Consider the following 22428-nt stretch of genomic DNA (forward strand, 5'->3'; position numbering starts at 1 on the left):
TAATATTAAAACGAATTTATAAATTTTTTACTGAGGAATAAAGAACACATCATTTAACACCAATTTTTAGTGCATAAAAGAAGCATCAACTCAAAACCAAATCCTAAACCTTTAACACAAATTTTTAACTTTGAGGCTGATTACCGACAGCTTTTGGCTATCGGCCATGAACTATTAACCATCAACTACAAAAACATAAATGGGAAGAGCATTTGAATTCCGTAAAGAAAGAAAATTTAAAAGATGGGCCAAAATGGCCGTGCAGTTTACACGCTTAGGAAAAGAGATTGTGATGGCGGTGAAAGCTGGCGGCGGCAGTCCGGAAACCAACTCCAGGTTACGTACAGCCATGCAAAATGCCAAAGCCGTAAACATGCCGAAAGACCGTGTGGAAGCAGCCATCAAACGTGCAACCAGCAAAGATGAAAGCAACTACGACGAAATTGTTTACGAAGGTTATGCGCCGCATGGCGTGGCTGTTTTGGTAGAAACCGCTACGGATAATACCAACAGAACTGTGGCCAACGTGCGCAGTTATTTTACCAAAACCAACGGTTCTTTAGGCAAAACCGGTTCTTTGGATTTTATTTTCAGCCGGAAATCTGTTTTTACTTTTGATCCTAAAGATCAGGATTTGGACGAGCTGGAATTGGAACTGATTGATGCCGGACTGGAGGATTTATTTGTTGAACAGGACGAAGAAGGAAATGATGTAGCCGTTATTCACGCTGCTTATGAAGATTTTGGCAAGATGCAGAAAGCTTTGGAAGAAAAAGGCATTGAAACCAAAAGCGCCAAGTTGGAACGTATTGCACAATCTCATCATGAAGTAACGGAAGAACAGGTTGCTGATGTAATGAAACTGATTGATAAACTGGAAGAAGACGACGATGTGCAGGCCGTTTATCACAATATGGCTGAATAATTGTTTTACTATTTTTATGCGATAAAAGAAGTAGCTTGTTTGTTTAAACTAAAATATTATGGCTGATAAAGATTTGCTTGCAATTATTGCTGATATCCTGCGGAAAATGGACCAGCATGACGGAATTTTAGATTTACACACCAAGCTTTTGGAAAAACAAGGGGAAGCTATAATTAGAATTGGCGATACCCTGAACACTTTTATGGATGTTTCTGTTAAGCATTTTGAACAGCAGCAAAATTTCAATGAGCGGTTTTTAGCTTTAGGTGAACGAAACGCTAAACGTTTAGACAGTATTGAAACTACCTTAAATAAGGTTTTAGACATGGAAACCCGTGTTAAACGTTTAGAAGATGCGGTTTTTAAATAGTCCTGATGTTAACGTTTGAAGATTTTTTCAAGAAGAAAAAGATAGACCTGCAGCAATTGCAACAGGCCGAACCTGCTTTATTTGCCGAGTTTAGCAGGCATTATCCTTTAATGGGCGAAAAAAGCTTCGATCACACCAAAAAATACTGGTTTAACAATTTACGCCGTACCTATCCTTTAGCGCAGGAAGCGAAACCGCACCCAGTACAAGCGGAAGCCATTTCGCAAACAGCAATGCAAGGTGTAGCCGCTGCAGCCGCACAAAATTTAAACGCAGCCATCGAAAGGCCGAAGTTTAAAGAAGATAACCTGACGGAATTAGTGGAAGAAAACGTACCGGAACAGGATGTTTCGTTAGCTGAAATAGAAAAAGAGATAAAGGAAGGCTCATCAGAAACGCCTTCAGAAGCAGCACCCAAACCTGCTTTTAAACCTCGTTTTAACCCTAAAAATATCAAGAAACCGGAAGCTGCACCAGAACCGGAAACGGAGAACACAGAACCAACAACTGAACCAGAAGCAAAACCTGCATTTAAACCAAGGTTTAATATGCAGAACATTAAAAAAGATGCGGTAAAAACAGCATCGGAAGAAACAGAAAACGCACAAACAGGTCCGGCTGAAGAACTTGAAAATAAGGCAGAAGAAATACCTGCTGCAAAACCTGCATTTAAACCACGGTTTAATATGCAAAATATTAAAAAAGATACGGTAAAAACAGCATCGGAAGTAGAAACAGAAAACATGCTACCGACAAAAACAGCCGAACCAGAAAGCAGATCTGAGGAAGTACCTGCAAAACTAGTTTATAAACCGCGCTTTCAGATGAAAAATGTAAAGCCTGCGGAACAAGATCCGGAAGCCGCAAAAACGGATGAACCGGCAGAAAGCTCAGCGCCAGAACCGGCAACCGAAAACCCAGAACCGGCAACTGCACCCGCAGAAAACAAAGAAGCGAAGCCTGTTTACAAGCCCCGCTTCCAGATGAAAAATATGCCTAAACCGGCAGGTGAAAATCCACCGCCACTGGCTGAGTAAGTTTTTTATCAACCTAAATCCTATGCTTAACTATGGAAATCAAAGCACAGAAAAAACACCGGTAAAAGAAGCATCGATAGCTTCTTTAGGGCAATAAGGTAAAATTAGCTGATTGTACATCATGAGAATTTGTTCCGGTGAAAACTTCAAAATCTCCTGGTTCAGAATCAAATTTCAGTTCTAAATTATAGAATTTCAAGTCGTTATTGGTGATGGTGAATAGTATATTCTTGCTTTCACCTTTCTTCAAAAACACTTTCTGGAAACCTTTTAGCTCTTTAACCGGCTGGGTGATTGATCCAACCAGATCACGGATGTAAAGCTGTACTACTTCTTCCCCATCGTAATTTCCGGTATTGGTAACTTTTACAGTTACATGCAGTTCTTCATTTTTGCTGATCTTATTTTTATCTAATACCGGTTTTTCATAGCTAAAAGAAGTATAGCTCAACCCAAAACCGAACGGATAAAGCGGATCGTTGGAAACATCAAGATAATTGGAACGGAATTTCTGGAACCACTCACCTTCGCCCAACGGACGGCCTGTGTTTTTGTGATTGTAATATAACGGCACCTGACCAACATTTTGAGGAAAAGTAGCCGTAAGTTTTCCAGAAGGATTTACGTCTCCAAATAAAACATCAGAAATAGCATCACCAGCTTCCGATCCGCCGAACCAAACGTTCAGGATTGCCGGTACATTTTTGCTTTCCCAGGTTAGATCAAGCGGCCGGCCGGTAAACAATACCAACACAACCGGTTTTCCGGTTTTTAACAAAGCCTGCAATAATTCCTGTTGGATTTTTGGAATTTGAATATTGCTGCGGCTGCTGCTTTCGCCGCTCATTTCTGCCGATTCGCCAACGGCTGCTACAATTACATCTGCTTTTTCAGCAGTTTTTAAGGCTTCCTGTAAAATTTCATTTGCGGGGCGTTGATCACGGTTCAAGGTTTTGCCGAACATGGTTGCGCGGGTTTCAAAGGCAGGATCAGCATCCAGGTTAGAACCTTTGGCATAAACAATTTTTGCTTTGTTGCCGACTGCATCTTTTAAGGCAGTTAAAAAAGATTTGTATTTTGATGCATCCGCAGCAACGCTCCACGTACCCGACATATTATTTTTTGCATCAGCCAGCGGGCCGATCAGCGCAATGGTCCCGCTTTTTTTTAGCGGCAAAATGTTGTTATCGTTTTTTAGGAGAACAAAGCTTTTTGCGGCAATTTCCCGGGCTGCTTTGCGGTTAGCTTCCGAATAGATTTCTGTTTGTGCCCTTTTTACATTGCAAAAACGGTAAGGATCAGCAAAAAGTCCTAACATATATTTTGCCTGAAGCACGTTACGGCAAGCATTGTCGATTTCCTGCTGCCTTATTTTTCCTTCAGCTAATGATTTTTTTAGCGTGGTTAGAAAACCTTCGCCAACCATATCCATATCCACGCCTGCTTTTAATGCTAAAGCAGAAACCTGCTGCAGATCGCCCATGCCATGTGCAGTCATTTCATTAATACCCGTGTAATCGGTTACTACAAAGCCATTAAAGCCCCACTGTTTGCGCAATACATCTGTTAACAGCCATTTATTTCCGGTTGCCGGGATGCCGTCCACCGTATTAAAAGAAGCCATCACACTACCTGCTCCTGCATCAACAGCAGCTTTATAAGGTGGGAAATAATCGTTATACATTTGCACATGGCTCATATCGGCGGTGTTATATTCACGGCCGGCTTCAATAGCTCCGTATAAAGCAAAGTGCTTTACACATGCCATAATGCGATTTGGTTTAGAATAATTATCTCCCTGGTAACCTTGTACCATTGCCCGTGCAATTTGCGAACCTAAATACGGATCTTCTCCCGAACCTTCAGACATACGCCCCCAGCGCGGGTCACGGGAAATATCAACCATTGGCGAAAACGTCCAGCAAATTCCGTCGGCGCTGGCTTCTGTTGCTGCTATGCGTGCGCTTTTTTCGATTGCCTGCATATCCCAGCTACAGGATAATCCAAGAGGGATCGGGAAAACGGTTTCGTACCCGTGGATCACATCCATGCCGAAGATCAAAGGTATTTTTAAACGGCTTTTTTCTACAGCCAGCTTTTGCACTTCGCGGATCTTGGCTACTGATTTAATATTGAACAATCCTCCTACCTGTCCGGCTTGTATCTTTTGTGCGATGCCGGTATTACTGGCCGTTCCGGTTGTAAAATCACCGGAACTTGGAAGGTTTAACTGGCCGATCTTTTCATCCAGCGTCATTTTCTTCATCAGGGATGAAATAAACTGGTCCATTTTCGGATCAGCCTTTACAGCTTTTTGGGCGGTAAAAGAAGCATTTGCAACAGCAGCTTTTTGTGCGAAAGCGGCAGGTGCAAAAGCTAAAGCGAGTATAGTTAAGCAAGTAGCTTTGTTCATGGTAAGATATTTTTATTCTGATTTTAAAATTTTAGTACGGGTTGAAGTTCCGTTTTCGTTAATGGCTTCGATGGAAAAATAGTACGGAACGTTTTTGTCCATCGCTTTAAACCAATAATCGTTGGCATTATAAACCATGATGCAGTTGTACAATTTATCCGGAGCTGTGCCTACATAAATATTGTAAGCATAAGCATCGCTGGAAAGCTGCCACCTGATCCAGGCGCTCCGCTTATCCGCTTCTCCCCTTAAAACAACAAAGTTTTTTACAGGCTGAGGTTTTGCGCCGTTGCCATTGCCAAAAACCCGTAAACCACTAATGGCAAACTTCCCCGTTGGCATGTGGATGTTTTCCAGTTTGATAAATCGTGTTTTTACCGGCTGGGGCAGCTCGACATAATCATGCGGGACATCCGTTTTGTTATTGCTTTTATCCACTAAAATCTTCCATTTCTTACCGTCTGCAGATTGCCATAAACGGTATTGATGATAGATGCCGTTTTTTTTGCCAAGAAAAGAAGTATCCACATCCTGATCAGCATAATTGATCTGGATGGCTCGGACGGTAGATAAATTTCCTAAATCGGTTTCTATCCATTCGCCCTTATTTCCGCTTGCGGCGCTCCAGTAGGTTTTGATATTTTCATCAACTGCATCATTGGCGTGATAGCCGCCCAAAGTAGAAGAAACCCGCACCGGTTTGTTATAATTTAACAGCATCCAGCCCGTAAAACTACTTTTTAGGTGATCGGCTTTAGCTGAAGGAAGATAGGTTGGATAATCGCCAAAAGCAGCATCCATGTACATTACACCGTCCTGATCAAAACCGGCTGGCCATAATCCTAATCTCCGTTCAAAATTATTTTTTACGTTGATAACTTGTGTGGAAATATGCCAGTAATTTTCCCAATGATCGGTAAAAGTGCTGCCATGGCCAGCGCCTCTTGCGAAACCGCCAGGTTTATAACTAAAAGGCATAGATTGCGGTACGAAAGGGCCAAGCGGATGATCGCCCACAATAACGCCATCAGCATAACCGCTAAATTCGGTTGCTGGCGCGCCGTATTGCAAGTAATATTTCCCGTTATGCTTGGTCATCCAGGCACCTTCCATAAAAGGATCGAGAAAAGTATTATCTAAATATTCGCCGAAACGCTGCCAGCCGTAGCGGTTTGGTTCTAAGAGATACATTTCTGTTCGTGTTCCTATCGGCTCAAAGTTTTTTCGGTTGATTTCTACTCCGTACAACGGGAATTTATTGCTGCTGCCATTATACATGTATAATCGGCTGTCATCATCCACAAAAAAATCAGGGTCCCAGCCTCCAATATCAAATTTATGTATTGCTTCTTTCCATTCATTTCCTTTGGGATTTGTACTCATCCAAATAGGGAAATTACGCGAATAAGTAGAGCCGAAAACCAGCATTGTATCGCGCTGAATCCAAACTGCTGGTGCACATAAATCATCATAAACTTTTAAATCAGGACGAAGAAAGGAACGGGAAACAAAATGCCAGTTGCTTAAATCGTGGCTCCACCAGTAACCCCACTGGTTGGTAGAGAACAGGTAGTAATCATCTTTATATCGAACAATAACCGGATCTGCTGTTGCCCGGTGCCTGCCTGCTTCCGAGAAATTTGGAATAGGTGTATAACCGTAATCCAGGTTCATCGGGTTACAGTAAGTTTTTTGTGCCGGTTGAGCTAAGCCATGAAAAAACATGCCTAAAAGAAGCATTGCCGTTAAAACGAGTTTCTGCATTATACTTCACTTATATTTGCGGACTGGTAAAACCGAGTTTTTTTAAGCCTTGCTTTACTTCGGGGCAGCTCATAAATAATTTCCAAAGCAAACCGGTACGCCCGTTTTCGATCATGACCACTTGCGGCCCCTGGTCAATACCTAAATATTTTTTCGGGTACCAATCCGCGGTTTCACTATAAGCATCGTAAAAACCGTACTTGCCCCAAAGTTTATCGCCCAGATCTTCATATAAATGGCGTATTACCTGCATAGATTCTTTGGGCGTGTAAGGATAAGAGGAGATTGCAGCTGTTGGGGCAATCACACCCAGATCGTCTTTTTCGTTAGAATTATGTGCAGCGTAACCTTTTACAGAATAACTTGCGGTTAAGCCCCATGAATTTGCGCCGTAGCCTTTATAATGCTTGGGGTTTTCTACACAATAAGCGCGGTTAATTAAAGTATGATCGGTATTGTGCAGCCAATAATCGGCGGATTTATCCTTCAAACCTTTCGGGTTAAGGCCGAGGTAAGAATAGTGCGCCCAGAAAAGCGGCCCAACGTACTTACCTTGTTCTACATTGTGTTTTAAGGTGATGAGGTATCCAAAAGGCTTAATATTGGTTTCGATACCGCCGCTGCGCGCCCAGCCTTCCTGATAAACTGCGGCAGGAATAGTATGTGTTGGCGAAGACGCAGCAAGCACGTACATAATCAAACATTCATTATAACCTTCTACCGGAAAGTTTTCGATCCACGCATATTGCGGCGACCAGTGCCAGTATAATACGTTATGATTATTTTGCCGGTACCAGTTGTAATCAACTCCTTTCCAGATTTTATCTATTCGTGCAGCAAGTTTTTTTTCTTCTGGTGATCCCTTTGCATAATATTGACGAACGCAAAGCAAGCCTTGCATCAGGAAAGAAGTTTCTACTAAATCACCTCCGTTATCTGTTTTTCCGAATGCTTTTGCTTTTCCGTCTGGCAGCATCCAATGGGCATAAGCTCCGTGAAAACGGTCAGCTTTTTCCAGGAAGCTTACAATTTTTTCAAAGCGTTCTGTGCCTTGTTTACGGGTGATAAAATGATGTTCTATGCCAACTAAAAGAGCCATCACGCCAAAACCTGATGCACCGGTTGCAATGGTAGTTTGATCGTTATCCGGATAAATGCCATCCATATGAATACGTTCATGTGCCATGCCTGAAACTGGTTCCGCACCATTCCAGAAGTATTTAAAAGTACGGTACTGGACCGTATCCAGTAATTGGTTGTCTGTGAGTTTTTTTTTAGACTGGGCTTGAACTGTTGATGAAAATATAGTGGTAAAAACAGTATTAAACAGCATTAAACCAACTGCTATTTTATTAACAGATACTCTTTTTAACAGCATTATTCTATTATTTTACAAAGACAATGCCGGAGTAGCTTTTACTCCGGCTGAAAAAATGATTTTAATAACCAGGGTTTTGGGTTAGTTTTCCACCGCTTAAATCAATTTGTGCTTGTGGTATCGGAAACAAAGCACGTGTTGCCGACCATGTTTTACCCCCATCTGCTGCAAAAGCTGCTGCTGCCCGGCCTGGCTGAACAGCATCCTGCCGAACTAAATCGAAGAAACGATCATGTTCTAACGCCAATTCTACACGGCGTTCGTGCCAAATTGCAGTAAGTGTTGGTGCTACGTCTGGTAAGCCTGCCCTTGCGCGTACTAAATGAAGATCAGTGGTTGCAGCTCCTGTATTTCCTAATTGTACTGCTGCTTCCGCATTAATTAATAACACATCAGCATACCTTAAAATACGCACCTGTTTCGGTAACCGGTCTGTATTACCGCCGCAATTACTTTCTGCCGTGCGGCTGTGATAGGCTTTATAGCTGTAGGTTGAGTTTTGCACAGAATCCTGACTCGGTATCCTGAAACCATCAAACAATACCGTACCTTTAGAATTAGTGGGAGTTGTAGGGTTGATAAAAATGATCGTTCCGTTTTTACGGACGTCTCCGACTTCGTATTCTTTTTGTAAACTAGCTGATGGATTATTAAAGCCAAAACCCAGATCAGACCAACCATATTTATTACCGGCGCGCGGCCCTTGCGATACGGTGTACAAGTTGATACCGGCAGAACAATCCTTGTTAATACCTGCCTGAATCTCAAAAATTGATTCGCTATTATTGTTTCCGCCGTCGCCTGCTGCAGATGGCTTTTCGCGCCAGATTAAAGAATAATCTTTTACCAATGAATACTTGCCACCTGTAATTACGACTTGAGAAAGGTCATAAGCTTTCTGGTAGTTTTTCATGTACAGATAAACTTTGGCTTCTAATGCCTGGGCTGCGCTTTTTGTTGCCCTACCCACATCAGTAGCGCCTTTGTCGGGTAAATTAGTTACCGCAAAATCAAGATCGCTTACAATAAAAGCATAAATATCTGCTGCAGAAGCACGGGTTTGCAGTTGCGGACTATTTGCCTCGCTTACGCTTGGAACATGATCTAACTTAGGAACGCCACCAAAAAGCCGTACAAGATTGAAATAGAAATAAGCCCGTAAAAACCTGGTTTCCCCAATCAACTTGTTTTTTGTGGTAGCATCAAAAGTTGCTGTTTGCAACTGGCCTAATGCCTGGTTAGTCCGTGCAATTCCCTGGTAATATCCGTTCCAGACATTATTAACAACGCCATTGGTAGCAGGTGTCTGCAAGTTATCGATTTGCAAAGCATCGCCATAATCTGTTGGCGTACTCCCTTTATCACCATCATCCGATGCAATATCGGTCATGATCACAAATTGGAAACTATCAATATCAGGAGCGAAACCACCAATATAAAATACATTATAAATACCTGTAACCAAATTCTGGGCAGCAACCGGGTCTGTTGCTATTTGTGCCTGTGTAATTTGCCCCTGTGGGTTTACATCGAGGTAATTTTTACAGCCCTCAAAGCTCATGGATAACAAAGCAATGCAGGAGGTAATCATTATTATTTTTTTATTAACTATTTTTTTCATGTTGCTGATGATTAAAACTGAAGATTTAAGCCAAATGAAAAGGTACGGATAGTTGGATAAGTGCCTAATTCAATACCAGAACTTAAAATATTAGTAGTATTATTAGGATCTAAACCTTGTAACTCCGGACTAAAGCCACTGTAACGCTTTGCAGTAAACAAATTTTGTGAAGTTGCAAAGATGCGCAAGCGGGAGATTTTTGCTCTTTTTAATAATTCCGAAGGAACAGTATATCCCAGGGAAAGATTATTAAGGCGAAGAAATGCGCCCGATTCTATAAAGTAAGTTGATGCCGGAGTTGACTGCGTAATTACGTTCGGATCTGTTGTGGATGGGTTAGAAGTTGTCCACCGGTTATTAGCGTAATTGGATTCGATATTGTCTTCCGGGCTGTAACGGTAAGCTTTTTTACCATTATAAATCTTGTTTCCCCAGTTGCCATAAAAATCTGCATTTAAATCAAAATCACCATAACTCATGCTCACATTGAACCCGCCAAAGAATTTAGGCTGATAAGAACCTGCATAAATACGGTCGTTTGCATCAATTTTACCATCGTGGTTGATATCAGCATACATTAAACCGCCAACTTTATTGGCTTCATAAGTATTAGTAGGGGCGGCATTAACCTGCGCCTGGTTTTGAAAAATACCTGTTGCCTGCAACACATAGAAACTGGCTATCGGATGGCCATTATCTGTACGGGTTACATTTCCTTGTCCGCCTACTCCACCGCCTTGTAAAGCTTGCCCACCGTTTAAACCAATTACCGTGTTTTTATTGTACGCTAAATTAGCACCAATGCTGTATTTAAATTTAGGGCCAACTTTATCGCTCCAGTTTAAAGAAACCTCAGCACCTTCATTTTTATAAGAAGCAGCATTAGTAACATACTGGTTATCAGGATCACCTAAAATACCAGGAATGGATACATAAGTTAGGGCATTCTTAACTTTTTTATTGTAATAATCTGCCTCACCTGTTAAACGATTGTTTAAAAAGCCGTACTCGATACCTAAATCTAATTGGTTAGTGGTTTCCCATTTTAAGTTAGTGTCTTTTATATCCTGTATAACACTACCATAAGTAAGAGTACCGTTGTTGAAATAGTACGGCTGGTTAATTGCTGCTGTAACTACATAAAGCCCGGTACCAATGTTATCATTTCCTAATTCGCCATAACTTCCCCTTAATTTAAGGTTACTGAAGATCTTTTGATTTTTCATAAAACTTTCCTCACTAATTACCCAGCCCGCACCTACTGTGTAAAAGTTGCCATATCGTGTGCTAAACCTGGAACTTCCATCACGGCGAAAAGTACCGCTTAACAAATACTTCCCTCCAAAACTATAATTGGCCCGGGTGAAGAATGATTGGCGCGTATATAAATCTCCGCCGTTTGCATCTAATGCATTCAAGCTCGGATCACCTAAACTTAAAAACCATTCATCAGGACTTGCAGGCACATTAACGCGTGTACCATTAATAAAACTTGACCTGAATTTCTCCATCGAATAGCCACCTAAAACAACTAAATGGCTTTCACCAAAAGTTTGATCGTAAGTAGCTGTATTGTCCCAAACATAATGGTAAGAATTATTTTGTTCTGCAGTTAACGAACTATTGGTTTGGCGCTGATTACCTCCAGCAATCGTAAATGTACTGGCATCATTATTATATTGATACAAGTAAGAACGATTATTATTAAAAACCACATCATCATTAAAGGCGGTATGTAATTTTAGAAACTTTAAAGGATTATAATCCAATGCCAGGTTACCCTGAACTCGGTTGCCAATATTTAAGGTATTGGTTTTGTTGATCTGCAGCAAAGGGTTACCCACATTTCCCCATGCAGAAGTATTGCCATATAAGCCATTAGCAGTTTCTGCCGGAATAATAGGCGCTGCCCTGTAAATGCTATTGTAAGTATCGCCAAGCGGAACAGCGCGATCGGCGCCACGGGTTAAAGAAAGCTGAGAACTTAGCTTTAATTTATCAGAAATATTAATGTCTGAATTTTCACGCAATGTAAACCGCTGAAAATTATTTGTTTGAATAATACCATTGTTAGTTAAATAATTAGCACTAACAAAGTAATCGCTTTTATCAGAACCACCAGAAACAGAAACATTGTGGTTCATGTAAAAAGCGTTTCTTAAAACAGCGCCATACCAATCGGTAGTGCCGGGAATAGTTAAAGGCGCTGCATCACTGGATTTAATCTTACCCGGATCAGCATCATTTAAGTAGGCCACATACTGGTCGCGGTTGGCCATTTTTACTTTATTGGCCAATTGACTAAAACCTGAATTAGCATCATAACGAACAACAGGCGGCCCGATCTTGCCTTTACGTGTCGTAATGATGACCACACCATTTGCACCACGTACACCATAAATGGCAGCGGAAGCATCTTTTAAAACATCAACACTGATAATATCAGCATTATTAATGTTCCTGATGTCGTCTGTTAGTACACCATCCACTACATACAAGGGTTCCGCACCTGCCAAAACAGAACCAGTTCCACGAATACGTACTTGTGGCTGGGAATTTGGTTGTCCGGATGAAATAACCTGTACGCCTGCTACTTTACCCTGCAAGGCCTGGGTTGGCGTTTGTACAGGCTGCCGGGCCAGTTCATCACCGTTTACGGTTGCTACAGAACCGGTAACATCCCTCCGGCGTTGGGTGCCATAACCTATTACCACTACTTGTGCCAATTGCGTTGCTGCGGAAGCAAGCCTGATGTTAATAGTGGTTTGATTGCTAACAGCAACCTCTTGGGTAGTGTAGCCAACATAAGTAAAACTAAGGGTTGAGTTAGCAGGCGCATTGATGCTGAACATACCGTTAACATCTGTTTGGGTACCGGTTGTAGTTCCTTTAACTAAAACGCTTACACCTATTAAAGTTTCGCCTGATGTTGCATCAGTTACGGTACCTCTAATATTTTGCTGGGCAAAAGAAGCATTTACAAAAAGAATACAAACCAATACCGCACCGCAAAGGCTGGTAAAAATTTTTCTCATAAGTAATTAATTATTGTTGTTAATTGGTTTTAACTGCCGTAAAGGTCTAACTACAATTATTTAATCCCAAAAAAATGTACTCAACATTACTACATCATGTGCAACCAAAGTAAATAATTCTTTGTAATATAAGTGGACATCAATACTTTAGCCTGTAAAAGTTAGTATTAATTTGAATTAATACAATTATTTTAATTCAAATTTTATAGGCATAAAAACAGTATGAGAGAGGTAATGATGTAGTAATTATAATCCCATGAGAAACTCAACGAGGTTCTGATCGTGTTCTAAATTTAATTTTTTGCGTAGTCTGTACCGCCTGATCTCTACGCCTCGCAAGGTTATATTTAGCAAAGAAGCTATTTCTTTACTGTTCATGTTCATCCGTAAAAAGGCACAAAGCTTTAAATCATTTGGTACAAGGTCTGGATGACCGACTTTAAGTTTTTTGAAAAAGCTCTCATGTGTTTCATTAAAACTGGTTTCAAACAAATTCCAATCGCGTTCATCCACTTTCCCTTCATCAATTACTTTCTGTATTTTCTTCATATTGTCGGCAGAAATTCTTTTGCCCTGGTCGTCATGCAATGCCGTTAATTCTTCTCTTATTTTTTGAAGCAGCTCATTTTTATAAACGATGTTCATAGCCGAGTTGGTTAGCTCACGGCTTTTACTGGCCAGTTCCGTTTGCAATTGTTCATTACGCAGTTCAACCATTCGCTGCTGATTGGCTAAAGCTTCCTGTTTTAAATATTCTTCCTTTTCTTTTTGCAGCTTTTTCTGAATAGCGTTTTGATGCATTTCCAGGTTATGGTAATAATACTTTCGCAACTGCCAAACCAGCAACACAAAAAACAGTGCATAAAAGAAGTATGCCCAGATGGTATTGTACCAGGGCGACAGAATTACGAAACTGTACACTGCCTCGCCCGACTCGTTTTGGTCATTTACTTTTGCGCGAACTTTAAACTGATATTTACCGGGAGGAAGATTGATAAATTCTTTTTGTGTTTGATTGCCCCAATCGGACCATTTATCATTTAAACCTGACAACTGATATTGGTACCTGATTTTTACCTCGTGGTAATACGGCAACGAATAAGAAATACGCAGGTTATTTTTACTATATGGAAATACTGCTTTTATCGGGTCATTTTCTGTAACAGCAATCTTATCCGTTGTGTTACTGGTATTTTCTACCTTCCGGATCAATACATTTGGTAAAACAATTTTAGAAACTGTTCCGGTATCCCGGGCATGATAAATTACAAACCCATCATCTAAACTAATTAAATGAAAAGAATTATTGATCCTGCTAATGTTTTCATAAGTTTCCAGCATCCTTCCGTTTAATTCGCTAAAACTGATAGAATCGATTTTTAATTGTCCGGGTTTTGTTAAATCAGCTAAAGCAATTTTTCCATGATTGATAAACCAATATTTTTTATCACCGGCTTTAATTACTTTGTTAGAAAAAGCAAACGAACCTAACACAGAATTAAGTTGCTGGTATTTAATAAATTGATCGCTTATTTCATCATACCGGTAAAAACCCAAATTGGTTGCAAAAACAGGCTGGCCTTCTAAATTAAAAATACCGATGTGGAAATTGTCAGGCAAACCATTTTTCTGATCATACATTCGAACACTTTTGGCCTCTTTTAAATCATCACTCAGTTTTAATTTGTAAAGCCCTTTATAAGCATGGCTTACCCAAAAATTGCCTTTATTATCTGGTTCTACGTATCTGGAAGGTTCTCCAAAATGATCTACTTTATTAGAAAAATGCCAATTTCCGCTTTGATCTTTCCTGTAAATAACCAGGCCGGTGTAAGTTCCCTGTACAAGCACATTTTGCTGTGTATTATTTAACTTGCTAATCATCCAGCCGCCATTAATGCCGGATATTTTATTAAGATGCGTGCCGTTTACAAGATAAGTGCCTTCATTATGTCCACAAAATAGTTGTCCGTCTATCAAAGCCAAGTCCCAAACCTGTCCTTGCGAATTCGGAACAAGCAAAAAATCGAAATGCTGAAAATAACGCGGGTTACTTTCGTTCCAATCGCTGTAAAATAATCCCTGATTAGTGCCTATATAAATTTTATTTTTATAAATGATGCTCGAATAAACCGTACCAAACTTTCCGGTTTTATCTAAGTAAAAATAAAGCGGCGAATTGATCTCTATCCTGTCGATCCCGTTATCCAAACCTGTCCACAAGTTTTGTTCCTGGTCTGTAAAAACACTTAAAACAGTATTATTTTGAAGGCCGCTTGTTTTGTTAACCTGCTGTACAATGTTTCCGTTTTCATCAATAATAATGATGCCGTTCAGAATAGTTCCGAAAGCATAATAATGATTTAAAACCAAAGCGCCATTGTTAAGCTGAAAAGTTTTTAAAAAACTGTTGGCCTGGTTGTTCCAGGGCTTAATGCCCAAACTATCATAAATAAATAAACCACTTTTTGCTGTACCAATTAAAAAACTATTTTTTTTAAAAGGAAGAACAGACAATACGGCCATATTGCTTAACAAACTGCTGTTAGGCACCGGAAAGAGTTTTTGCCCTTTCAGTTCAAACAACCCTTTGGAAATAACTTCTGCAAAATAACGCGTTCCTGCTTTAAAGAGAAAAAGGAAAGAATTATCCTCTTTTACAACACTGATTTTACCATTTTCATAAATAAAAATAGATGCAAACGACTGGAAAATCACCTTACTGCCATCTACATAAATTTTCCATATTTCATCTTTTGGCTGATACTGCGTGGGAACGAGGCCAATAAGCGAATGATAAGTTAATAAGCCTGTGTTGCTATACTTCCAATAACCAAATTCGCCAAAGCCACCTGCGTAAATCCTGTCTTTCCGGTCGGCAGCCACCGCTCTTACAATCAGCCGGTTCGGCATCCGGTTTAGTTGCCAGTATTTGCCATCAAAAGATAATAAACCTTCGGAATTACCAAAATACATAATGCCACGCACATCTTTGGTTACCGACCAGTTTTGATTGCCGGCCTGGTACATTCCTTTGGTATAGTTATCTACAAAAGGAGTACCGATACGTTGGATATTGCCCGCTTTTGAAAATTGAAAAAACAGAAGCAGTAGGATGATGCGAACTAATAATAAACCAGTAATTTTTCTCATTCAGGAATATAATATGCTCCTTTATTTGCAAAAAGTAATGCAATTTTAACAAATATCTTTAAGGGCATAAAACCGATGCTTCTTTTATGCACAAAAAACAAGTGCATAAAAGAAGCATCGCAATAATTCCTCCTTATAAAAATTATACAAGTTAGCCGCCTTGCACTTGTACAGCGGCCTTGTGTTTTTTTGCAGCTAAATTTACCGGTTGGGGCACTTTTACATAATAACCGGTCCCGTCATAAACCCGTTTACGCGGATGTTCTTTACATGGTATAGAGCAACAGCCATCCATTTCCCAGCCGCATTCTTCGCATTGGGTAAAATGCTCATTACATTCGGGATTAGCACAATTGATCATTTTCGGTGTTTCTTTTCCGCAGTTAAAGCAACGGGAAATAACGACCGGGTTTACCGAATTTACATCGACCGACAGGCGGTTATCAAAAACATAACATTTGCCTTCAAAATCTTTTCCGCCTGCTTCTTTCCCGTATTTGATGATACCGCCGTGCAACTGGTAAACATTTTCAAAACCTTCCTGCAGTAACAATGCTGAAGCTTTTTCGCATTTGATGCCACCGGTACAATAAGTCAGTATTTTTTTGTCTTTAAAAGAAGCAAGCTGATTAATCATTTCTGGAAAATCGCGGAAATTCTCTATATCAAAAGTTACTGCGTTTTTAAACTTGCCCAGGTTGTGCTCGTAATTAGAACGAACATCCAGCACAACTACATCATCACGGTCTTTCATCTCCATAAACTCCAACGGTTCCAAATGGATGCCGGTTTGTTTAGTTGGATCGATCATTTTAGGGTCGAGCAGACCGGAATGTACAATTTCTGACTTGTATCGGACGTGCATCTTGATAAAAGAAGGTTCGGCAACATCATCAACCTTAAAATCAATTTTAGCAAACCGCGGATCTGCATGCAAGGTTTTCATATAAGTTTCGCAAGCTTCTTTAGTGCCTGAAACTGTTCCGTTTAAACCTTCATCAGCCACAATTATGCGGCCTAATAAATCTAAGCTTTTACAAAATTGTAAATGATCGGTTGCAAACTGCCCGCCGTTTTCTATCGTTACGTAGCAGTAATAAAGAAGGGTCTGGTATTTCATAACAACATTGATACTGGTGTAAACAGCGTAAAATGAAGCGCAAAGATAAGGTTTTTAGGGGAAAGGTTGAAAGGCGAAAGGTAAAAGGTTGAAAGGCTCTTTCCCCCTTTATCCTTTCGCCTTTCCTCCTTTATCCTTTCCCCCTTTCCTAAAATCCATAATAAATACGCAAACCCTGGTGTACTTTCTTTTCAGCATTGTAAGCGATGCCGTAATCCACACGGAAAATAAAACGCTGAAGGCCGATATAAAACTCTGAGTAACTGTTATAAGCTTTTGTTAAGCTGCCAATAGCAGGTTGCTGGGACAAATAGGCAGCGCCAATAATTTCTTCTAACTTAAATTTCCGTATAAAAGGCACTTTGTTAAGCAGGAACCCTGAAAAGTTGTGCTCGTAATGGCCTTCCAGATACTGTGTACGGGTACTGTAAGGATAAAAATCAAGAAAGTGAAACGCGCCGATGGTTGGATTAAACGTTAAGCTTTCATTACCCAGGAAGTGATTGTAGTCCGGATAAAAAAGTTCTTTCCGGGTAAAGAATTTGCCGGCTGAAAACAGAAAGGACGAATAACCATATAAACCCAGCCTGATCCTGTTTTGAAAAACGTTAATGGAGCCAAAATTATAATCTTCATCAGAACCCAAAACCGAAAAAGCTTTGCGATAATTTAACCTAACCTGCGGGTATTTGGAAGGTTGGTAAAAACGGCCGTCGGGGCGGGTAGTATATTGCTGATTGAAAGTAAACAAAGCAGAGGCCGAGAAAGTTAAAGATTGATATTCGGGAAACAACTGCGTTTCTGCGGATGGGTTTAAGGGATTATTGGAAGTCAGGTCATTATCTTTATAAATTTTATCCAGCATTGTCGTGTTATACAACTGCTTGTGGTTGGCATATTCTAATTGCCCGGTAAGCAAAATACCATTGGTAACTTCACGCTGCGTACCAATCATGGCAGCTTCGGAGCGATAAAGTTTTAAATAATTCTCTTTATACAATATGGTTCCAAGCGAGTTGATAAATAAGCTCTGTGTGCCCAGATTATTCAGGTCAAGCACATCAGAACCAATTTTACCGAAAATAAATCCCTGGTTTATCGGGTCATAACGATAAGTACCCTCCGCATTCAAACTTAAAATATGGTTTGAAAACCCATAGCGGATATTTGGCGTAACAGAAAAAGCGCGCCGGTATTCATCACTTTTGGTATAAGTAGCTTTTAAATTTACAGCAAAACCTTCAACCGTATTGTAATGAATTAATTTATAAGCAGCCGGAAAAGAAATAGAGGTATGGTCATAACGGTCATTTTTGGTATAGCCTGTAATCAAAAATGGCAATATTTTAAATTGATTGTTGGCACGTTCCAAAGAATCAAGATAATGTTTGGTTTGCTTTCTGCCGGCCGTATCGTCGCGGAATTTATAATTATACCTTTCTTCTGCTGTTAGCGGCACGGGCCGGTTTTTATTCCAGTAAACAGAGTCTTTTTTGTTCACTTCTTTCGTGACCTTCATCACTTCGCCATTAAAGAAGTTTTTAGGGAACTTCGGGTCAACATTGTAATTGCTGTAAATCCCCAGGAAATAGCCATCAAACTTAAAACCTAAAACTTTTCCCTTAAAGCCAAACTGCACAAACGCAGGCTGCCAGATGTTGTTTTTAACCGGAATATATTGCTGACTTAAATTCAAAGTATCCACAAAATTGATCTGGGAGCTTTTGGTAAGATGAAGGTCAACACTGTAAATGCGCCACTGACCATCAACAATATAAATATTCCCCCTGAAAACAGGATCGTATTCGCGGCGCGGTATCACTTGTATCTTATCGATCGTGTGGCCGTTAATTACATCCGTCCCTAATAATTTATAGCGATAATAAAACAAGGCATTATCGGCAATGGGCGAAATAAAACCACGGTTTGTAAGGCCATTAAATTCGATCAGGTTCTTATAGAACGTTAACTGTAAGTCTGAAGCGCGGTTAAAACTAAAAGCGTTGTTGCGGCCGGCAATTTTAGAAGAAACCATAATTTCTTTAACCTTGTCTGGCGCTTCGTAATTAAAGTGCGATTCGGATTCTGATAAATAAATAATCCCTTTCCGGTTAGAATCCAATTGCAAAACCTTCTGTACATCACGGCCTAAAATCTTTTTTGGTGCGCTTAACAGTTTCTGCATCCCTTTAATATACACGTCGCAGGAATAGGCTTTCAGTTCTGTTAAATACTGTTTTCTTTTTCGGATGGCTTTTCGGATAATGGCATAAGCCGGATCTTCTCCGTTGCCATTAACAGATACTTCTTTTAGCTGGTAAATTTCTTTATCCAACACTACATCGTGGTTCAGATCGCTGTTTTCTATAGTCAGGTGTTCCACCTTCTCCTTGTAACCAACGTAGCGGTAAATAATATCGTAAGTTCCCGGACTGATATGTAACTGGTACAAACCCCGGTCATTAGCAGAAGTCCCTTTTGTTGTATTTTTTAGGTAGATGGAAGTAAACGGAATTGGGTTTCCCTGAACATCTGTTATTTTGCCGGAAACAAGATACTGCTGTGAAAAGGCATTAGAAATAAATAACAGGGCAATAATGAACGGTAATAAAGTTTTTTTCATGCTGATGGCGTACTGCTAACAAAGATGCACTTTAAAACAAAATTGTTTTGAACAGGAAGCAATTTATTTTATACAATAAATACTTCTTTTACCGATATAAAATATAGAAGGGATTTAAAAGCTGTAAACATAGCGGAAACCCTGGTAAATTTTCTGGTTTCCATTAAAAGCAAAGCCATAATCGAACCTGACGAGCAGTTTTTTTATCCCGAAGTAAAACTCATGGTAATTGGGCAAAATGCGTTGGGTCAAAAAAGAACCGCCAACAATTTCTTCCAACCGTAACTTACGTATAAATGGCAAACGGTTTAATAAATAGCCGCCAAAATCGTGCTCGAAATGGCCTTCCAGGTAATTGCGGTTGGTGCTGTATAAATAATAGTTGAGGTAGTGGAAGCTGCCCAGTGAAGAATCAAAAACAAAAGGCAGGCCGCCGCGAAACTGTTTGTAATCCGGGTAGTACAAACTTTTATAATTTAAAAATGAGCCTGCCGAAAAATAGTAGGACGAATAACCCAAAATACCCATGCGGAACCTGTCCTGAAAAACATCGACCGAAAGAAAGTCATAATTTACATCCGAACCCAAAATTGGAAAACCTTTCCGGTAATTTACACGCACCCTCGGATACAGGCTTGGTTCAATATATTTGCCATCCGGCCGCATAGTATATTGCTGGTTAAAAGTAAAAGTAGCCGAACCACTGAAAGAAAGTGCACGATAACGAGGAAAAAGCGGCACATCACTTCCAGGATCTAAAGGGTTGTTTGATTGTGGCGGGAAACCATAACGCGGTGTAACCTGTGTACTGTCTTTACCAGACTTTGTACTAAGATTATTCAGGCTGCGCCTATCAGCATATTCCAGCAAACCGTTCAGTAAAATACCGTTTTCTACTTCGCCCTGCGTTCCGCCCTGTATAAATTTAGACTGATACAGCTTTAATAAATTATGCTCGGTAAACAAATTGCTCAAGGTATTTAGAAAAAGGCTGACTGTTCCCGAATTATTTAAATCGAGAAAATCTGTTCCGACTTTACCATAAATACTGGCCTGCTTCATTGGATTATAACGATACGAAGCATAAACGTTTGCGTTTAAAAGTTTTAACCCAAAGGCATAACGGACTATTGGCCTAATGTCTAAAGTTTTACCATTTGTAGCAAACCTTTTATAACGCGGCGCTACATTAACGCCCCAACCTTCTACCGAGTTATAAAAAACAATATCTTTTGGCGATTGGATATTATATGTTTGAGTAGCGTTGCGGTTTTTGATAGTGTATCCGTTTAAAACCCAGGGTACAAACAAAAATGTATTGTTAACCTTTTTTGCCGAATCCAGGTACTGTATAGATTGCCGTTTTCGGCCTAAACTATCTTTGTTGTAATAATATATTTCTTCCTGTTGGGTTAAGGGCACCGGCCGGTTATTGTTCCAGTAAACAGAATCTCTTTTAGAAGCCTCTTTCGGGATTTCCATTACCTGTTTATTAAAAAAATCAGGCGCGAAGTTTGGATTGATCCTGTAATCAGTATATACCCCTTCATAATAACCGCTGAAAACAAAACCCAATACCTTACCACGGTAATAAAAGCGGACGGAAGAAGGTTGCCATACATCACCAATAACCGGAAAATACTGTTGCGTAAGCCGAAGGGAATCTACAAAATTAATATTGGCTAATTTATATAATTTTAAATCGAGGCTGTGAATGCGCCAAATACCATCAACAATATAAATATAACCGTTAAAAGTAGGGTCGCTTTTACGTTTGGCAATTACTTCTATTTTACGGACCAGCCGGCCGTTTTCTGTAAAACTTCCTACTAACTTATACCGGTAAAAAGCCAGGGCATTAGAGGCGATAGGCGAAACAAACGAACGGTTGCTCAGGGCGTCCCAATGCACCAGGTTATCGTAAAAATCAGTTTTTATATCCAGGGCACGGTTAAAACTAAGCGAAGCGTGGTCTCCGGCAGTGCGTGAAGCCAGCAACACTTCTTTTACTTTGTTTGGCCTGGAAAAGTTGAATTGTGAACTGGCTTCGGACTCATAAACAATGCTGCTGCCGTTTTTATTTAAACTAAGCGCTTTAATTACGTTGTCTTTCAAATAACGTTTTGGCCCGCTCACCAGTTTCTGAACCCCTTTTAAATAAACATTGCACGAATAGCCATCCACCTGTTTCCGGTAAAACTGCCGTTTGGCAATTGCTTTTCTGATGATGGCATAAGCCGGGTCTTCATCTGTAACCAATGCTTCTTTTAGGTGGTAAATTTCCGGGGCAAGTTTAATATCTATTACCGTATCTTGTTTTAAATTTAATTTAACCGAACTTTGCTTCTGCCCGATTAAACGATAAATAAGTGTGTAAGTACCAGGTGCCAGCCTCAGGCGATAAAAGCCACGCTCATTAGCCAGGGTACCTAAAGTAGTATGTTCTGCAAAAACTGCACTAAATGGCAGGCGTTTACCGGTACTGTCTGTAATAGTGCCGGTTACCTCTGCCTGTTGGGCAAAAGCAAGAACAGGAAACAGCAGTAAACAAACAAAAAGTAAACGTTTTAGCATGAAACACAAAACAATAAGATATAATTGGCGAAAAAAAGTTTGATCTAAAAATAATTAAACCTGAACTTGTTTAAACTTTTTTTTGGCCCTCTTTTTTTGGGTTGATGCTTCTTTTATCGATTAAAAAATATTAACCGCTGGTTTTTAATTTCTGTAGTTGATGTTTCTTTTATCACCTCAAAAATGTTAGGGCATGTTTAAATTTTGTCTTTTTGTTTGATGCCCCTTTTATGCCATGATTTTTAAATGTTTGGTGGTTTTGGTTTTTTGGCTAAGGCCTGTTGCCGGTTATCCTTTGTCCACGGCCTGAAGGCCGTGGAAACGGCCAATTAGAACCTGGCCCGGACGTCCTGTCCGCACAGAGCAATCCAGCGTTGGAAGGTTGTCGTAAAAACTACGCTTTAAAATTGCCACG

12 protein-coding genes are annotated in these 22428 nt (G+C 40.1%); 3 read left to right on the top strand and 9 right to left on the bottom strand.

Annotated elements, in window-relative coordinates; all coding sequences use genetic code 11:
- The first annotated feature begins 199 nt into the window (after window positions 1-199).
- Genes GO621_RS17070 through GO621_RS17080 form a run of 3 tightly spaced genes read left to right on the top strand, consistent with a single transcriptional unit; the run spans window position 200 to window position 2332 of the window.
- On the top strand, window positions 200-925 hold the full coding sequence (locus GO621_RS17070; RefSeq protein ID WP_157569287.1) for a YebC/PmpR family DNA-binding transcriptional regulator: 726 nt from the start codon (window positions 200-202) through the stop codon (window positions 923-925).
- Between the two features lie 58 nt (window positions 926-983).
- Entirely contained in the window at window positions 984-1295 is a 312-nt protein-coding gene (locus tag GO621_RS17075; protein WP_157569289.1) for a hypothetical protein, read from the top strand.
- Window positions 1296-1300: 5 nt separating this feature from the next.
- Window positions 1301-2332: a hypothetical protein gene (locus tag GO621_RS17080; protein WP_157569292.1), complete on the top strand. Its 1032-nt coding sequence runs from the start codon at window positions 1301-1303 to the stop codon at window positions 2330-2332.
- An 85-nt stretch (window positions 2333-2417) separates the two neighbouring features.
- Here GO621_RS17080 and bglX read toward each other — a convergent pair whose 3' ends face one another.
- The 9 genes from bglX to GO621_RS17125 all read right to left on the bottom strand — a co-directional run bounded on the left by bglX (window position 2418) and on the right by GO621_RS17125 (window position 22013).
- Window positions 2418-4745 carry a beta-glucosidase BglX gene (gene bglX, locus GO621_RS17085; protein ID WP_157569293.1) on the bottom strand — a complete coding sequence of 776 codons (2328 nt, stop codon included), beginning with the start codon at window positions 4743-4745 and terminating at the stop codon, window positions 2418-2420.
- A gap of 12 nt (window positions 4746-4757) precedes the next feature.
- Window positions 4758-6509, bottom strand: a complete 1752-nt coding sequence (locus tag GO621_RS17090; protein ID WP_157569296.1) for a family 43 glycosylhydrolase — start codon at window positions 6507-6509, stop codon at window positions 4758-4760.
- A 10-nt stretch (window positions 6510-6519) separates the two neighbouring features.
- Window positions 6520-7887 carry a glucoamylase family protein gene (locus GO621_RS17095; protein WP_157569298.1) on the bottom strand — a complete coding sequence of 456 codons (1368 nt, stop codon included), beginning with the start codon at window positions 7885-7887 and terminating at the stop codon, window positions 6520-6522.
- Between the two features lie 61 nt (window positions 7888-7948).
- Window positions 7949-9508 (bottom strand): RagB/SusD family nutrient uptake outer membrane protein, encoded by a 1560-nt coding sequence (locus tag GO621_RS17100; protein WP_157569300.1) that lies wholly within the window; start codon window positions 9506-9508, stop codon window positions 7949-7951.
- Between the two features lie 11 nt (window positions 9509-9519).
- The gene (locus tag GO621_RS17105) at window positions 9520-12543 is read right to left on the bottom strand and encodes a SusC/RagA family TonB-linked outer membrane protein (RefSeq protein ID WP_157569302.1); all 3024 of its coding nucleotides are present in this window, start codon (window positions 12541-12543) and stop codon (window positions 9520-9522) included.
- Between the two features lie 246 nt (window positions 12544-12789).
- Window positions 12790-15696 (bottom strand): triple tyrosine motif-containing protein, encoded by a 2907-nt coding sequence (locus tag GO621_RS17110; protein ID WP_157569304.1) that lies wholly within the window; start codon window positions 15694-15696, stop codon window positions 12790-12792.
- A gap of 151 nt (window positions 15697-15847) precedes the next feature.
- Window positions 15848-16816, bottom strand: a complete 969-nt coding sequence (trhO, locus tag GO621_RS17115) for an oxygen-dependent tRNA uridine(34) hydroxylase TrhO (RefSeq protein WP_157569306.1) — start codon at window positions 16814-16816, stop codon at window positions 15848-15850.
- 148 nt (window positions 16817-16964) lie between these two features.
- Window positions 16965-19439 carry a DUF5686 and carboxypeptidase regulatory-like domain-containing protein gene (locus GO621_RS17120; protein ID WP_157569308.1) on the bottom strand — a complete coding sequence of 825 codons (2475 nt, stop codon included), beginning with the start codon at window positions 19437-19439 and terminating at the stop codon, window positions 16965-16967.
- 114 nt (window positions 19440-19553) lie between these two features.
- Window positions 19554-22013, bottom strand: a complete 2460-nt coding sequence (locus GO621_RS17125; protein ID WP_157569310.1) for a DUF5686 family protein — start codon at window positions 22011-22013, stop codon at window positions 19554-19556.
- Window positions 22014-22428: the final 415 nt, after the last annotated feature.

The sequence above is a fragment of the Mucilaginibacter arboris genome (assembly GCF_009754915.1).
Taxonomy (GTDB): domain Bacteria; phylum Bacteroidota; class Bacteroidia; order Sphingobacteriales; family Sphingobacteriaceae; genus Mucilaginibacter_A; species Mucilaginibacter_A arboris.

Bases quoted from the DNA above. Each gene is read 5' to 3' on its own strand.
- GO621_RS17070 (WP_157569287.1), top strand. From the start codon at position 200: ATGGGAAGAGCATTTGAATTCCGTAAAGAAAGAAAATTTAAAAGATGG.
- GO621_RS17075 (WP_157569289.1), top strand. From the start codon at position 984: ATGGCTGATAAAGATTTGCTTGCAATTATTGCTGATATCCTGCGGAAA.
- GO621_RS17080 (WP_157569292.1), top strand. From the start codon at position 1,301: ATGTTAACGTTTGAAGATTTTTTCAAGAAGAAAAAGATAGACCTGCAG.
- bglX (WP_157569293.1), bottom strand. From the start codon at position 4,745: ATGAACAAAGCTACTTGCTTAACTATACTCGCTTTAGCTTTTGCACCT.
- GO621_RS17090 (WP_157569296.1), bottom strand. From the start codon at position 6,509: ATGCAGAAACTCGTTTTAACGGCAATGCTTCTTTTAGGCATGTTTTTT.
- GO621_RS17095 (WP_157569298.1), bottom strand. From the start codon at position 7,887: ATGCTGTTAAAAAGAGTATCTGTTAATAAAATAGCAGTTGGTTTAATG.
- GO621_RS17100 (WP_157569300.1), bottom strand. From the start codon at position 9,508: ATGAAAAAAATAGTTAATAAAAAAATAATAATGATTACCTCCTGCATT.
- GO621_RS17105 (WP_157569302.1), bottom strand. From the start codon at position 12,543: ATGAGAAAAATTTTTACCAGCCTTTGCGGTGCGGTATTGGTTTGTATT.
- GO621_RS17110 (WP_157569304.1), bottom strand. From the start codon at position 15,696: ATGAGAAAAATTACTGGTTTATTATTAGTTCGCATCATCCTACTGCTT.
- trhO (WP_157569306.1), bottom strand. From the start codon at position 16,816: ATGAAATACCAGACCCTTCTTTATTACTGCTACGTAACGATAGAAAAC.
- GO621_RS17120 (WP_157569308.1), bottom strand. From the start codon at position 19,439: ATGAAAAAAACTTTATTACCGTTCATTATTGCCCTGTTATTTATTTCT.
- GO621_RS17125 (WP_157569310.1), bottom strand. From the start codon at position 22,013: ATGCTAAAACGTTTACTTTTTGTTTGTTTACTGCTGTTTCCTGTTCTT.